General features: G+C 68.5%; 14 protein-coding genes. 5 read left to right on the plus strand and 9 right to left on the minus strand.

Annotated features, from left to right (window positions below; genetic code table 11):
• Window positions 1-8: 8 nt before the first annotated feature.
• Entirely contained in the window at window positions 9-1,043 is a 1,035-nt protein-coding gene (locus ACPCUW_RS09940) for a hypothetical protein (RefSeq protein ID WP_423424404.1), read from the minus strand.
• Between the two features lie 354 nt (window positions 1,044-1,397).
• On the opposite strand from ACPCUW_RS09940, the gene ACPCUW_RS09945 reads away from it, so the two are divergent.
• From ACPCUW_RS09945 to ACPCUW_RS09955, 3 genes are all read left to right on the plus strand, one after another.
• On the plus strand, window positions 1,398-2,921 hold the full coding sequence (locus tag ACPCUW_RS09945) for a WS/DGAT/MGAT family O-acyltransferase (protein WP_082856996.1): 1,524 nt from the start codon (window positions 1,398-1,400) through the stop codon (window positions 2,919-2,921).
• A 67-nt stretch (window positions 2,922-2,988) separates the two neighbouring features.
• Window positions 2,989-3,897, plus strand: coding sequence for an acyl-CoA thioesterase (locus tag ACPCUW_RS09950; RefSeq protein WP_423424405.1), 909 nt, complete (start codon window positions 2,989-2,991; stop codon window positions 3,895-3,897).
• A 37-nt stretch (window positions 3,898-3,934) separates the two neighbouring features.
• The gene (locus tag ACPCUW_RS09955; protein ID WP_064905100.1) at window positions 3,935-4,366 is read left to right on the plus strand and encodes a DUF427 domain-containing protein; all 432 of its coding nucleotides are present in this window, start codon (window positions 3,935-3,937) and stop codon (window positions 4,364-4,366) included.
• Between the two features lie 3 nt (window positions 4,367-4,369).
• Here ACPCUW_RS09955 and ACPCUW_RS09960 read toward each other — a convergent pair whose 3' ends face one another.
• From ACPCUW_RS09960 to ACPCUW_RS09985, 6 genes are all read right to left on the minus strand, one after another.
• On the minus strand, window positions 4,370-5,185 hold the full coding sequence (locus ACPCUW_RS09960; protein WP_082857003.1) for a sterol desaturase family protein: 816 nt from the start codon (window positions 5,183-5,185) through the stop codon (window positions 4,370-4,372).
• A 124-nt stretch (window positions 5,186-5,309) separates the two neighbouring features.
• Window positions 5,310-6,158: a helix-turn-helix domain-containing protein gene (locus ACPCUW_RS09965; protein WP_423424406.1), complete on the minus strand. Its 849-nt coding sequence runs from the start codon at window positions 6,156-6,158 to the stop codon at window positions 5,310-5,312.
• An 88-nt stretch (window positions 6,159-6,246) separates the two neighbouring features.
• Window positions 6,247-6,738, minus strand: a complete 492-nt coding sequence (locus tag ACPCUW_RS09970; RefSeq protein WP_423424407.1) for a beta-class carbonic anhydrase — start codon at window positions 6,736-6,738, stop codon at window positions 6,247-6,249.
• 151 nt (window positions 6,739-6,889) lie between these two features.
• Window positions 6,890-8,221: an APC family permease gene (locus ACPCUW_RS09975; RefSeq protein WP_423424408.1), complete on the minus strand. Its 1,332-nt coding sequence runs from the start codon at window positions 8,219-8,221 to the stop codon at window positions 6,890-6,892.
• A 92-nt stretch (window positions 8,222-8,313) separates the two neighbouring features.
• Window positions 8,314-8,733 (minus strand): DUF4186 domain-containing protein, encoded by a 420-nt coding sequence (locus ACPCUW_RS09980; RefSeq protein WP_423424409.1) that lies wholly within the window; start codon window positions 8,731-8,733, stop codon window positions 8,314-8,316.
• Window positions 8,734-8,827: 94 nt separating this feature from the next.
• Window positions 8,828-10,774: a glycoside hydrolase family 15 protein gene (locus tag ACPCUW_RS09985; protein ID WP_063910767.1), complete on the minus strand. Its 1,947-nt coding sequence runs from the start codon at window positions 10,772-10,774 to the stop codon at window positions 8,828-8,830.
• Between the two features lie 171 nt (window positions 10,775-10,945).
• Between ACPCUW_RS09985 and ACPCUW_RS09990 the strand changes: the two genes are divergently transcribed.
• The gene (locus tag ACPCUW_RS09990) at window positions 10,946-11,452 is read left to right on the plus strand and encodes a hypothetical protein (protein ID WP_233429815.1); all 507 of its coding nucleotides are present in this window, start codon (window positions 10,946-10,948) and stop codon (window positions 11,450-11,452) included.
• 32 nt (window positions 11,453-11,484) lie between these two features.
• Here the strand turns inward: ACPCUW_RS09990 and ACPCUW_RS09995 are convergent, their stop codons facing one another.
• Window positions 11,485-11,964, minus strand: a complete 480-nt coding sequence (locus ACPCUW_RS09995; protein ID WP_063014066.1) for a hypothetical protein — start codon at window positions 11,962-11,964, stop codon at window positions 11,485-11,487.
• A gap of 71 nt (window positions 11,965-12,035) precedes the next feature.
• Window positions 12,036-12,191, minus strand: coding sequence for a DUF6131 family protein (locus ACPCUW_RS10000; RefSeq protein WP_086006941.1), 156 nt, complete (start codon window positions 12,189-12,191; stop codon window positions 12,036-12,038).
• Between the two features lie 327 nt (window positions 12,192-12,518).
• Between ACPCUW_RS10000 and ACPCUW_RS10005 the strand changes: the two genes are divergently transcribed.
• Entirely contained in the window at window positions 12,519-14,165 is a 1,647-nt protein-coding gene (locus tag ACPCUW_RS10005; RefSeq protein ID WP_423424410.1) for a flavin-containing monooxygenase, read from the plus strand.
• Window positions 14,166-14,233 lie beyond the last annotated feature (68 nt).

The following is a 14,233-nucleotide window of genomic DNA, read 5'->3' on the forward strand; positions in this document are numbered from 1 at the left end:
CCGCCCGGTCACGAACCCGCCAACGTCACGGCGCGCGTCATGAGCGCGTCCGCGACGGCGCGGGGACGACGGCCCAGACCGCATGCGCAGGCGACGCCGTCGACGCGGCGGCCGAGCGCATTCTCGATGGTGTGCAGCGTCTTTCGCTGCTCGTCCGCGGTGGGTACGTCGTGGACGACGCCCGCGTAGAAGCGGGTGCCCGCGGGCAGGGACAGATCGGCGAGGGGCGCGTAGAACCGGGCCCCGGCCGCCGGCGGTCGGTCGCCCGCGGCGAACGGGACATGAACGTATTCCAGGGTGCGTCCGGAAGGCCAGTGCCGCGCAACGGAATTGGCCAGGTCGACGAAGGGCCGTGCGGTGCGCAGCGGCGCACCCGTGTTGTGCAGGCTGCCCAGGCACAGGTGCACGCCGATGCGGGTGCCCTGCGGTGCCGCGGCGGCGAGTGCCGCGATGCCGCGGCCCGAGCCCAGCACGCGTTCCACCATGCGATGCGCGGGCTGAGTCAGCGCCATCGCCACCAGCTCCGCGGTCGCCTCCAGCTGGATCACGACATCGTCGCCGCCCATCCGCGCGATGGTGGCGATCTCGCGTGCCGTGGCTTCCGTGAACGGGGCGCGCCCGGATCGAATCCCTTTGGGCCCCAAGGCGACGAACGCCAGGGTGAGGTCGGTCGGCATGCCGATCTGCAACGCGAGTTCGGGCCGGCCGAGGTCGGCGCGCACGGCGGAGAAGATCGGCAGCGCCTCGGCGGCTTCCCCGGCATATCCGAGGTCCATCCCGGCCCCGGTCGGCGTGCGGCCCGGCGGCAGGCGGTACCGAGGTCGATCGCGCCGAGTCCGCCACTCCCCCGCCCGGGCGACCTCGAGCGCGCCCTGAGCGACCAGGTCTTCCAGGATCGGCCGGACGTAGTACTCGTAGCGGCGGGTCTCGCCGGTGGGCAGGGTGTGTAACAGCGGACCGGCACTGTCGGCCATCGCCCGCATCGCCTCATCCGTAGTCGTGGCGGGGAAGCTACCCACGAAATGCACGCTCCGCGAACGCATTACCACATCGTACAAGTCGCGGGGCACATGTTCTGCCGAACGCGGAACCGGGCCGAGACGCTCGCCGGTGCTGCCGGGCGCGCCGCAGGAGCCGGCCTGCGCCGGTCCGCGCGGACCGGCGCACATCGGGTGTTTGCACACAATTTACGGGCCCGAATTCTCCGCGAAGCCCAGCCGGCCACGATCGGCCCTAGACTCGCAGCCACGTTTCGGATATCGAGACGACTCGTCGTTCGACCAGTGCCGCGAACTCCGTCTGCGCGCCTCACCGAGGCGCCACCCCGCTGTCCGGGCTCGATTCGGTGCACCTGTGCTGCCGCTGAACCTCCCCGGACCGTCTCCCGGGAGGTAACGATGACCGGCTCGTCCAGCACTGTCTCGCACGCACGGGAGACCCACGCGCGAGAGACCACCGTCCACCTGCGCACCCCCGGCGAGTCGTTGACCAGCGGTGCGCAGCGCGCGGCCGCGCCGGCGTCCACGACGATCCCGGCCGCGGCGGAAATCGGACCACCGCGGCAGTTGAGCGCCCTGGATCTGCATCTGCTGGACAGCGAAACCGCAGCGGCGCCCATGCATATCGGCGCCGTCATGCTGCTCGATTCGGGCCGCGGGCCGCGCGGCCCGCTGGATGCCGGCACACTGCGGCGGCTGTTCGCCGCCCGGCTGCACCTCGTGGCGCCGCTGCGCCGCCGGGTACGCACCGTGCCGCTGGGCCTCGACGAGCCGTACTGGGAAGATTGCGCCGCCGTCGATCTCGGTTTCCACGTGCGGCACGTGCGATTGCCCGACGGTGCGACCGACGCCGACCTCGCCGACTACGTCGCCCGCCGCCACGCCCAGCCCCTCGACCGATCCCGTCCGCTGTGGGAATGCCATCTCGTCTCCGGACTCTCGGGCGGCCGTCAGGCGGTCTACACGAAGGTGCACCACGCGGTGATCGACGGCGTGTCCGCGGCGGAGATCATGGGCGCGATCCTCGACATCTCCGAAACCCCCACGGCCACACCGCTACCCGAGGCCGGTATGCGCCGCGATCGCACGCCCTCGATCGTCGAGATGCTGGCCCGCAGCGCTCCCAAGGCGGTGACCCGCCAGTCGGCCCGCACGCGCGCGGCCCTCGACGCGGTGCCGACGCTGCTGCGCACCAGGGACGCATTCCGCGCCAAGCACGACGATGTCCCGTTCAACCAGCCGCTCACCACGACCCGCAGCGTCGCCTACACCTCACTGCCCCTCGCGGCGGTCAAGGCGATCAAGAAATCGATCGACGGCACCGTCAACGATGTCGTGATGGCTCTGTGCACCTCGGCGTTGCGCAACTGGATGCTCGACCGCGAACTTCCCATCGACCGGCCCCTGCTGGCCGCGATCCCGGTCTCGGTGCGCACACCCGAGCAGTTCGGCAGTGCGGGAAATCAGTTCTCGCTCATGCTGTCCCAACTGCCGATCGGGGAGAACGATCCACACGCCCGGCTGAAACTGCTGCACAACAATCTGCTCGTGGCCAAGGACCGGTTCGGCAAACAGCCACCGACCCTGCTGCACGAACTGACCACAATGCTCACACCGGCCCTGCACGGGCTGCCGACGCGTGCGCTGCTGCGCGCCGCGGCTCCCACCCTTCCCCTGGTCAACCTGATCGTCTCGAACGTCCCCGGACCACAGCTCCCGCTGTATCTCGACGGAATCCGCGTACTGGCCAGCTATCCGGTCTCGGTGCTCACCGAGTTGTCCGGCAGCCTGAACATCACGGTGATGTCCTACGACGGTCACCTCGATTTCGGCATCGTCGCCTGCCCGGAAGCCGTTCCCGACGTCTGGGACATCACCACCCACCTCGCCGATGCGCTGTCGGAGTTGCAGCGGAGCTCGTGACGCGGCGCGCGACTTTGGTAATATGACTCTCCGATAGCGAGAACGTCATATACGCGCGAGGGGTCCGATGGTCGACGATCCGCACGCCGGAGCGGGCCCGGGCGGGCCACCGTGGAGCCAGGCCGAGCTGTCGCGCCTCATGGACGTACGCCCTTGTGGCGCAGGACATTACGTAGCGCCCGCGCACGGTCCGACGGTCCGCAACGTCGTCGAGGCCGGTCAGATGCTCGGCGACGCGATCGTGGCGGCCGCCAAGGAGGTGCCACGACAGCGTGTGGTGTCGGCGTCGATGATCTTCTCGCGGGTCGCCGCCCACGACGCGCCGCTGGACGTCGAGGTCGAGGTCCTGCACTCGGGTCGCACCTACAGCACGGCGCAGGTCCGGGTGCGCCAGGACGACACACTGCGGTGTGCGGGCACGGTGCTCCTCGACGCCGGCGCGCCCGACCTGATCCGTTCGGCCGCGCCGATGCCGGTCGTCGATCCACCGGACGAGTCGGCGCCGCTGGATATTCCGGGAACGGAGGTCGACGGCCGCGACATGCGTGTGGTCGGCGGCGCGTACAGTCCCGATCCCGGACATGTGGGTCCGCCGGAACTGTTCGTGTGGACGCGGTACCGCGACGCGCCGGATGCCTACTACCTGCACGCGGCGCTGCTGGCGCAGTCGTGCGCGCACTGGACGGTGGCCGCGGCGCTGCGGCCGCATCCCGACTACGGTGAATCGATGGCACATTCCGCGATCTCGACCGGAATCACCATGGCCACCATCACCTTTCACGACGAACCGGATGTGACGCAGTGGCTGCTGTACGGCACCCGCGTCGTCTACGCCGGACGCGGCCACGCCCAGAGCGAAGGACGGGTACACGCCGCCGACGGACGATTGACGGCCACCTACAGCGTGCACGCGATGGTGCGCGCGTTCCGGCCGGCCGATACCGCCGTCCGCACCCGCGCCGGCACCGTACTCTGACCATCCGTATTCCGGGGCAACACGTTCGGAGGAACACATGCAAGCGTCCGGCTTCGCCGAGTGGCCCGACTATCGCATCGACGTGCGGCGCATTCGCAATCTGGTCCGCGTCTCGCACGACGACCGGCACCTGGCCGAGACCACCGCGAGTCTGCTCGTGGCCGAACAGGATCACGGGATCGTGTTCTACATTCCGGTCGCCGATGTGCGCTTCGACCTGCTCACCCTGGACGAACAGCTCACCTCGCGCTGCCCCTTCAAGGGCCGGGCCCGGTATTGGCGCCCGCACGACAGCGCGGAGCCGATCGCGTGGGAGTACACCGATCCCTATCCGGAGGTGGCGTTGATCCGCGACCACATCGGCTTCTATCAGGATCGGGTCCGTCTCGAGGTCGGCGTGGCGACCCCGGCCGTGTCGGGTGTGCGGCAGCGGGCGGAGGCCGGAAGCACACCGCGCGCCGCCGAATAGTCCTCAGCACCCCCCGTCGGCGGTGAAGGGATGGCGCAGCTGCGCCGGATAGGCGGTGGGATAGTCCGGTTTCGCCGCCATGCCGAGTTCGGCGGAGGTGAATCGGCGCGCGGGATCGAAGGAGTAGGTCCGGTAGAGGTGGTCCCAGATCAGCGTGAACAGCCCGAAGTTCACATCGCCGGCACCGGCCCATTTGAGGTGGTGGAAACGGTGCCCCGCGTTGAGGGCGAGCACGTGTTTCGCCGGGCCGACGCGGTAGTCGGCATTGGAATGCTGGAGCAGCAGTTGCACGGCGACCGCCACGGCCAGCGCGCCGGCGACATGGACCGGCAGGCCGGCCAGGATCAGGGGCGCCACCCCCGCGGCCGTTTCGATCGCCTGGTGCACAGGGTGTTTCATCAGACCGTTGAGTCCGTAGAACCGGGTGACGCTGTGGTGCACGGCATGGAATCGCCACAGCACGCCGATCTTGTGGCTGGCCAGATGTACGGTCGTGATCCCGAAATCGGCGACCACGATCGCCACGAGAGCCTGGGCCAGGAACGGCCAGTGCCGCGGCCAGAGATCCGGGCCCGGAGCCACGGCCGCCACCAGCGGAATCACCGCCACACCGGCCAGAGTCATAGTTTCGTTCACCACGGCATGGATGCGGTCGCGGCGAGTGTCGTCGTGGTCGGTATTCCACGACCGCTCGTACGGAATGACCCGCTCGGTGAGGAACGACGACGCCACGGCGATCATCAGCAGCGGTAGCAGCCACACCTCCGCAGCGCCGGCGGCCGACAGGGCGATCGCGGCGCCGTCGATGCCGAGCAGCATGAACGGCACATAGCAGTAACGCAGAACACGTTGCGGGACAGACTGTTTCGTCTTCTTCGCCGTGGTGGTATCGGTCACCGTTCCAGCCTCGCGCAACTGCCGCCGGGGCGATTGAACGATTCGGCTAGGTCGCGGGATCGATGTCCACGCGGACGTTGCGGCTCAGCGCGGACGGCGGCAGGCCGAAGGTGGCACGGCAGGTTCGGGACAGGTGTGCACTGTCGGCGAATCCCGCCGCATGCGCCGCGGCGGTCACATCGTCACCGGCCGCGGTCCGCGCGACGGCGGTCATGACGCGCAGCCACAACACGTACCGGCGCAGCGGCAACCCGACCTGTTCGGTGAACACGTGGGTCAGCCGGCTCGTCGACATCCCCAGCCGCCCGGCCACGGTGCCGGTGCGCACCGGGCCCGCCGCGATCAGCTCGGGGAGCAGTTCCAGCGCGGCGCTGACACCTGGATGGCGAGGCGGTGGTGCGGCCCCGGCGCCCACCGACCGGGTCAGCGCCGACACCGCGGCGCGCAGATCACGGACGGCCGGATCGAGGCCGGCCAGGAGCTCGGCGCCCGCCCAGTCCGCGCCGAGACGGTTCTCCACCGCGCTACCCAGCGCGGATTCCGGATCGACGAACAGCGCGACCGCAGGATGGGCGCCCGTCGTGATCGCGTGCCCGGTATCGGAGGGAATCCCCAGCCGAGTTCCGGTGTGCACGCGCCCGTCGTCGCCGATCACTCGCAGATCCCTCGCCGCGACCATCAGCTGTACCGCATGGTGAGCGTGCCGTTCGGTCGGCCCGATCGCGCCCGCGTACGCCAGCACGCCCGGCAGCAGCAGCGCCGCGCCCGACCATCGCTCAGCATCCGGAACATCCATTACCGCAACGACTTTCGAGCGATCGACCGCCGCGCCGGCACCCTCGCACCCTGTCTCGCGCAGGAACGGGCCTTCGGCGTCGGAGAAGTCACTCGGCATGTATCGAACCATCGGACGGGAAGCGGGAACCCGCCTATCCTGCCATCCGCCGACGGCACGCGGCAGCGGCTCTCCGCACCGCTCGGACTCAGGCGATGACCTCCTGGAGTTTGCCGGTGCCGACGTCGAAGACGAAGCCGCGCAGTGAGGTCGTCTTCGTCACGAACGGACTGGCCTCGATTCGCCGAATCGACTGGCGCACATCCACATCCAGATCGTCGAAAGCCTCGGCCGCCCATTCGGGTTCGATGCCCACCTCGTCCTGGATTCCGCGTTTGAACTCGTCGTCGGTGAAGGTCAGCATGCCGCAGTCGGTGTGATGGATCAGGATGATCTCGGTGGTGCCCAGCAACCGCTGACTGATTGCCAGCGACCGGATCTCGTCGTCGGTCACCACCCCGCCCGCATTGCGGATGACGTGCGCCTCCCCTTCCTCGAGGCCGAGAACGCGGTAGACGTCCAGCCGCGCGTCCATGCACGCCACGACGGCGACGTGCTTGCTCGGCGGCAGCGGAAGCGGTCCGCTGAACTGTGCTGCGTATTCGGTGTTGTTGGCCAGAAGCTCGTCGGTCACGGTCATGATCGCGCCCTTCGTCGGGGTAGCTGCGGACATTCACATGTACGCATGGATCGTGACTCCCGCCCGCCGCGAACACCAGGTATTCGCTCAGCGTGAAGTCAACGGTTGCCGATCGGGTGACACGACCGCCGCGCGCCGGCCGGGCGCGGATTCACGGACGCATCGCCTTCGCCGCGTGCGCGATGCGCGATTCCGGGTGGGCACGACGAGTGCGCACGCTGTTGACCAGCGCGAGTATTGCGCCCAGGCCGACCAGGACCAACCCGCGCGCCCAGATGTCGGCATCGATGCGGGTGAACAGGTAGAGGCAGGAGGCCAGTGCCAGCCACGGAACGAGCGTCGGGACGCGGAAGTGATCGGTGTCGACGGGATGGCGGCGCTCGAGCAGAACCGAACAGTTCACCGCCGCGAAGACGACGAGCAGAAGCAGAACCAGAGTTTCGGCCAGCACGGCGACCTCGCCGGTGAGCGCGAGGGCGACGGATACGCCCGAGGTCGCCACCACCGCGACCCACGGAGTGCGGCGGCCGGGAAGCAGGCGGGTCAGCACCGCCGGCAGCAGTCCGTCGCGTGCCATGCCGTAGGCCAGCCGCGAGGCCATGATGCCGGTCAGCAATGCGCCGTTGGCGACGGCGACCAGGGCGATCACACTGAACAACCGGTCGGGCACCCCGCCGGCTCGGCGCACCACCTCGAGCAGCGGACCGCTCGACCGTGCCAGTTCGCCGGTGGGCACGGCGGCACTGGCGACCACACCCACCAGCACGTACACCACTCCGGCGGTGAGCAGCGCGCCGAACAGCGCGAACGGGTACGAGCGACGCGGATCGCGCACCTCCTCCGCCAGATTCACCGAGGTCTCGAAACCGACGAAGGAGTAGAAGGCCAGCACCGTCCCCGCGAGCACTGCCGGAACCGGACCGTGTTCCGCGGTGCCGATCTCGGTGAGCCTGCCGGGATCGGCGTCACCGCGAACCAGGATCCACGCACCCAACCCGATGATCAGCACCAGCCCACTGAGCTCGATCAGACTCGCCGCCACATTGGCGCGCAGCGATTCCTTGATCCCCCGAATGTCGAGCAACGCCAGCGCGACCAGGAAGACCACGATGACCAGCGCGGTCGGTGCGGACACAAGCGCTTGGAGATAGTCACCGGCGAATGCCCGCGCCAGCGCCCCCACCGACACCACACCCGCGGCGAGCATGCAGAAGCCGACCAGCGAACCGGCGGCGGGTCCCAGTGCGCGGGTCGCGTAGTGCGCCGAACCACCGGCCCGCGGGTACTTCGTCGCCAGCTCGGCATACGACGCCGCGGTGAGTGTGGCCAGTCCGAGGGCGACGGCCAGCGGTAACCAGACCGCACCGCCCGACGCCTGCGCCACGGAACCGATCAGCACGTACACGCCGGCCCCGAGCACGTCGCCCAGGATGAAGAAGTACAGCAGAGGCGTACTGACGGCGCGCTTCAACGAACGGGGCATATCGGCCACGTACCCGCCCGGCGCGCATCGAACCGAAAATGCCGGTGACCGTGCGCCGACATGCGGGTCGCCGGACGGCCGCGTTCGCAGCCCTATCCGTCGCCGCGGCGGTCCGAGTCCTCGTCGCCCGGTACCCGTACCGTCCGGCGAGCGCACTCGTTTTCGACCCAGCGGCAGATGATGTCCACGACGTATTCACGCTCGGGCGTGGTCAGTTCGCGGCCCTTGCCGATGCCGTGCGTTCGCTGCAGACAGCTGCGACAGCAGGTGCCGGTGGCGTGCTGAGCGCGAAAGACCGGATGACCGCCCCAGGGAGTCTGCTTCCCGTCCTTCGCGGGATGAGCCGGCGCGAGCCGCTTGCCGATGAGATCGGCCGCGTGCTCGCGCACCACCGTCATGCCACGCAGCGCGACGAACTCCATCTCGGGTTCACGCAGGTGGAACTTCGCCCGGAACGGCTGCCGCGCGACGGCAGCGAGGCGAGCGTCGAGAGTTGCGTGGTCCAGCCGCACCACACCAGCCTAGAACGACCGGCCGACACGACCGCTCGCCCGGACGAGCGGCTACGCCAGCTCCGCATCCGGCCACGGTCCGGCATCGGGAGGCTCAGATGTGGATGTATCCGCCGGTGAGCATGCCGTCGTCGAGGCGGGGGGCGATGGACTCTCCCCCGAGTGCCGTGCGCAACTCGATCCGCTCGTCCCGGACGACGTGCATGACGGCATTGATCAACGCCAGGTGCGTGAACGCCTGGGGGTAATTGCCCCAGTGCCGTCCGGTCACGGGATCGATCTCCTCGGCGTAGAGGCCCAGCGGGCTGGCATAGCCGAGCAGCTTCTCACACAGCTGTTTGGCACGGTGCTTCTCGCCGATTTCCGACAGCGCCGACACCAGCCAGAACGAGCAGATCGTGAAAGTGCCTTCGGCTCCGGAGAATCCGTCGTCGGTTTCGTCGGTGCGGTAGCGCAGGACGAGGCCGTCGCTGGTGAGTTCGTCGGCGATGGCGAGCACCGTCTTGCGGACGCGTTCGTCGTCGGGAGGCAGGAACCGGACCAGCGGGATGAGCAGGGTCGAGGCGTCCAGTGCCGTGCTGCCGTAGTACTGGGTGAACACACCCCGCGAGTCGACGGCATTGGCGCAGACGTCGGTGCGGATCTCGTCTGCCGAACGCTGCCAGCGGGCGGCACGTTCGAAATCCTGATGGATACGGGCCAGGCGCGCGCCGCGGTCCGCGGCGACCCAGCACATGACCTTGCTGGAGGTGAAGTGCTGCGGCTTCCCGCGCACCTCCCAGATACCGTGGTCGGGTTCGCGCCACACCGCGAGCGCGCTCTTGACCGCCCAGCGCAGCAGCGGCCAGGTGCGCGCGTCGATCTGATCCTGATGGCGGGCGTAGAGATAGACCGAATCCAGCGCCGCACCCCAGACATCGTGCTGGCGTTGCCGATACGCGTCGTTGCCGACCCGCACGGGGCCGGCGTTCTCGTACCCCCGCAGGTTGTCCAGGGTGCGTTCCCGCAGATCGGTTTCACCGCCGATGCCGTAGACGATCTGCATGTCCTCGGCGTTCTCGGCCAGATTGATGATGTGGGAGAAGTAGTCGTTGGCCTCCCAGTTGAAGCCCAGGGTGTACAGACCCCACAGCGCGAAGGCCGAGTCCCGGATCCAGGTGTAGCGGTAGTCCCAATTGCGTTCTCCGCCAGGTGTTTCCGGCAGCGATGTGGTCGGCGCGGCGACGATGGCGCCGGTCGGGGCGAAGGTCAGGCCCTTGAGCGTCAGGGCGCTGCGCGTGAGCTGGGCGCTCCAGGGGTGGTCCGGGAACCGGCCGCCGGCCAGCCAGTGCCGCCAGTGATGCACGGTTCCGATCAGCCGTTCGCGAGCCTCGTCGACGGTTTCGGGAGCCGCCCGGCTCCCCCACGACAGCGCACAGTAGCGGGTGTCGCCGCTCTTGAGCAGGGTGCGGGCCACCGCCCGCGAGCCCTCGATTCCGAGGCGCAGATCCGTGGTGAGCCGCAATGGCAGATCGACACCGTCGGCGTCGGCCTGGGCCAGGTGGTAACTGTCGAGGTATTCCCACGTGGCCCGGGCGCGCCCGTATTCGTAGGCGGGCTGGCAGTCGAGCACGAACTGGATCTGTCCGGTCTCGCAGTGCACGATGCGCAGCAGGATGTGTTCGGCGTCGTAGTCGGTGGGTGCGCGCCGGTGCGCACTGCGGCCGGGTTGCTGGTGCCGCCACGGGCCGACAAGCAGAACGTCGCGCACGGTTGCCCATCCTTCGCCACTGCGCCAGCTCGTCTCCATGACCATCGTCCCGGGGATGTACCGGCGATCGGCCGGGGTCGCGATGTCGTCGGGAGCGAAGCGGAACGACCCGGCGGAACGATCGAGGATCGCACCGAAGACGCTCGGAGAATCCATGCGGGGCAGACACATCCATTCGATGGCGCCGCTGGGCGCGATGAGGGCTGTGACCTCGGAATCGGAGATGAACGCGTAGTCGTCGATGCGCGGGAAGGCGGTGACCCGGGGCGTGTGTTCCGGATGGTCGTTCATGCGGTGCTCCCATTCGCCACCTGATCGGCCCGCTCGGGCACTGCTTCGATCGTAAGTCCGCCGGTGCCCGGTTTCTACCGGCGCGGAGAAGGCGATGCGAGCATCCACCTGGTTGTCTGGAAATTTGCCGAATACGGCGTGGAGACGCTGCCGCCCGACGACGATGAGAGAGTGACCGACGATGACGGCAGGAGCGCCCTCGCCACCGCGCAACATCGAGGCCGCGAGGTGCGGCGAGCCTGGCTGGAGACACTGGGGCCCGGGGAGCGGTCGGCGGTGTGGGCCTGGGCGGCGTTCACGGCGACCTTCGGGACCACGCGCGCCCTCACGCACTGGATCCGCGCCGGGCACGGGCCCAGTGGTGGCGGAATGAGTCTGGGCGGCAAGCATTTCCACCACTACAACATCGGGATCGCGACGCTCGCTGCGGTGGGGTTGGTGGCGTTGCGCGGCACCGAACGCGCCCGCCGGCATCCGGTGGTGGCCACCTCCTACGGCGCCGGTTCAGCCCTGATCGTCGACGAACTGGCGCTGCTGCTGGATCTCGAGGACGTCTATTGGGCACGGGAGGGACGGACCAGCGTCGATGCGGCGGTGCTGGTGATCGGCCTCGGCGGGCTGGCTACCGCCGGATTCGAGTTCTGGCCGCGCGCGCACCGCGCATTGTGGGGGCGATGACGGCCCGATACCCGCGGTGACGGCGGCAGGGGTCAGCGCCCTTCGGCGGTGTCGTTTCGCCGAACGTCGTTTCTCGGAACGTCACTTCTCGGGACGTCGTTACTCCGAGCATCGGATCCGGAAGTCCGGCCGGGCTCGGCGTCCTTCCCCGGCTCGCGGGTTCGCGCGTCCGGATCGACCTTGTCGGCACGGTGGAACTCCTGGGTGAGTTCGTCGCGCGACGTCGCGGCGTCGTTGTGGTGGGCGGCCGCCTGTTCCTTCAGACCGGCCGCCTGTGCCGCCTTGATATCGGCCTCGGCGGCCGCTGCCCGGGCTTTGGCCGCGGTTTCGTCGGCGAGCGCTTGGCGGCGGCCGACCTCGTGGGACCGCTCGGTCGCCTTCGCCCGGATCTCCGCGGCTTCCGTGCGGCGGTGTTCCCTACGTTGGGCCACGGCCACTCGGGCCAGCGCGGCGATGACCAGGATCGCCACAACCACGACAACAACGATCACGACGATCGTGGTGGTACTCATCTCGACTCCTCGAACTCGCTCGGGGTTCCGGCGTGCGGCCGGCACCGGTGCCGGCGTCGGAAGTAATGGCGTCAGTAGTAATGGCGCCGCCCGCCGACGGCACGACCCATCGACCCCATGGCCAGCAGCACCAGACCGATGACGAGGACCACGATTCCGATGATCCAGATGATGTGGATCTTCAGCAGAAAACCGACGACGAGGAGAATGATTCCGAGAATGATCATGGTCGACACCTGATTCGGCGAATGAGCGACGGGCCTGTACCGGGCACTTCGACGGTCTGCAAAGCTACCCACCGGCTACACGCTGTAGAACTTACTCAACCACCGCGAACGCACCCTGTCAACGGTGTTCGGCTCCGGCCCGCAACCCGGTTCTGCGGCCGCGGCGACCGGTGGTCCCGATGCGGATGCCCGGCGCAGCGCGGGTCCCGGTCATCGGGAACCGTACCGCCGTGAGCGCCGGTCAGCGGGACGACATCTGCTCGAGAACCGCGCGCGTTCCTAGCGTCGAAGGCGGAGAAACAGGTCTCCGGCGAAAGGTATCCGACTGTGACCCCCGAGACGACATCGTCCACTGGGAATATCCGTACCGGCGTCGATGTGGTGATCGTCGGCGCAGGCATCGCAGGGCTCTACGCGATTCACCGGCTGCGCGGGCAAGGCCTGCGCGTGCGGGCGTTCGAGGCGGGCGACGGCGTGGGCGGCGTGTGGTATTGGAACCGCTACCCGGGCGCGCGCTGCGACGTCGAGAGCGTCGACTACTCGTACTCGTTCGACGAAGCCCTGCAGCAGGAATGGAACTGGAGCGAGAAATACGCCACCCAGCCCGAGATCCTGTCCTATCTCGAACACGTCGCCGACCGCTACGATCTGCGCCGCGACATCGAATTCGGCACGCGGGTAACCGATATCGTGCTCGACGAGAGCACACTGCACTGGCGGGTCCGCGTCGACAGCGGCGCCGAGGTGACGGCGCGGTTCGTCGTGCTGGCCACCGGTCCGCTGTCGAACGCCAACACCCCCGACATCGACGGCCTGCCGACCTTCGCCGGCCGGCTGCTGCACACCTCCAGCTGGCCCGCCGATGGTGTCGATCTGACCGGGCAGCACGTGGGCGTCATCGGCACCGGATCCTCGGGCATCCAAGCGATTCCACATCTCGCCGAGCAAGCGCGACGGCTGTACGTTTTCCAGCGCACGCCCAATTACAGTGTGCCCGCGGGCAATACGCCGTTGGACGAGAAGACGCGCCGCGAGCAGAAAGCCGGCTATCCGGAACGGCGGCGGCTGTCGATGACCAGCGGCGGTGGTTCACCGCACCAGCCGCATCCGAAGAACACCCTCGAGGTCTCCGCCGAGGAGCGCCGCGCCGCCTACGAAAAGCGGTGGCAGCTGGGCGGTGTGCTGTTCAGCAAGACGTTCCCGGATCAGATGGTGACCGCCGAGGCGAACGAACCGGCGCGCCTGTTCTGGGAGGAGAAGGTGCGCGCGGTGATCGACGATCCGCGCGTCGCCGACCTGCTGATCCCGCGCGACCATCCGATCGGCGCCAAACGGATCTGCACCGACACCGACTACTACCAGACCTTCAACCGCGACAACGTCGAACTGGTGGATCTGCGCACGACACCGATCCAGCGGATCGACGCCACGGGCGTGCACACCACCGACGCGCACTACACGCTCGACACCCTGGTCCTGGCCACCGGATTCGACGCGATGACCGGATCGGTCGCGAAGATGAATATCGTCGGCCGCGGCGGCGAAACCCTGAACGAGGCATGGCGCGAGGGCCCGAAAACCTATCTCGGCCTGGGCATCAGCGGCTTCCCGAATCTGTTCAACCTCACCGGGCCCGGTAGTCCCTCGGTGCTGGCCAATATGGTGCTGCATTCGGAACTGCACGTGGACTGGGTGGCCGATGCGATCGACTTCCTGGACCGCCGCGGCGCCGCCGCGCTGGAGGCACGGCCCGATGCGGTCTCAGCCTGGGTCACCGAATGCGCCGAACGAGCCGCGAAAACTCTTATGCCACAAGCAAATTCGTGGTATCTCGGCGCGAACGTCCCGGGTAGACCACGAGTCTTCATGCCCTTCGTCGGCGGCTTCGGCGTCTACGGCGAGATCATCGCCGAGGTGGCCGCGGCCGAGTACAAGGGCTTCGACGTCATCGACGCCCCCGCGGACCTCGGGTAGCGGCGATGTCTTCGCCTGCGAAGGCCCGGCCGGCTGCTCGAGGCCGCCGGCCGGGCCTTCGATCATTT

Origin of the sequence: Nocardia sp. AB354 (assembly GCF_049538315.1) — a bacterium.
Classification (GTDB): Bacteria; Actinomycetota; Actinomycetes; order Mycobacteriales; family Mycobacteriaceae; genus Nocardia; species Nocardia nova.

Bases quoted from the DNA above. Each gene is read 5' to 3' on its own strand.
- ACPCUW_RS09950 (WP_423424405.1), top strand. From the start codon at position 2,989: ATGGTCGACGATCCGCACGCCGGAGCGGGCCCGGGCGGGCCACCGTGG.
- ACPCUW_RS09985 (WP_063910767.1), bottom strand. From the start codon at position 10,774: ATGAACGACCATCCGGAACACACGCCCCGGGTCACCGCCTTCCCGCGC.
- ACPCUW_RS09940 (WP_423424404.1), bottom strand. From the start codon at position 1,043: ATGCGTTCGCGGAGCGTGCATTTCGTGGGTAGCTTCCCCGCCACGACT.
- ACPCUW_RS09975 (WP_423424408.1), bottom strand. From the start codon at position 8,221: ATGCCCCGTTCGTTGAAGCGCGCCGTCAGTACGCCTCTGCTGTACTTC.
- ACPCUW_RS09955 (WP_064905100.1), top strand. From the start codon at position 3,935: ATGCAAGCGTCCGGCTTCGCCGAGTGGCCCGACTATCGCATCGACGTG.
- ACPCUW_RS09960 (WP_082857003.1), bottom strand. From the start codon at position 5,185: ATGCTGCTCGGCATCGACGGCGCCGCGATCGCCCTGTCGGCCGCCGGC.
- ACPCUW_RS09970 (WP_423424407.1), bottom strand. From the start codon at position 6,738: ATGACCGTGACCGACGAGCTTCTGGCCAACAACACCGAATACGCAGCA.
- ACPCUW_RS09995 (WP_063014066.1), bottom strand. From the start codon at position 11,964: ATGAGTACCACCACGATCGTCGTGATCGTTGTTGTCGTGGTTGTGGCG.
- ACPCUW_RS09945 (WP_082856996.1), top strand. From the start codon at position 1,398: ATGACCGGCTCGTCCAGCACTGTCTCGCACGCACGGGAGACCCACGCG.
- ACPCUW_RS09965 (WP_423424406.1), bottom strand. From the start codon at position 6,158: ATGCCGAGTGACTTCTCCGACGCCGAAGGCCCGTTCCTGCGCGAGACA.
- ACPCUW_RS10000 (WP_086006941.1), bottom strand. From the start codon at position 12,191: ATGATCATTCTCGGAATCATTCTCCTCGTCGTCGGTTTTCTGCTGAAG.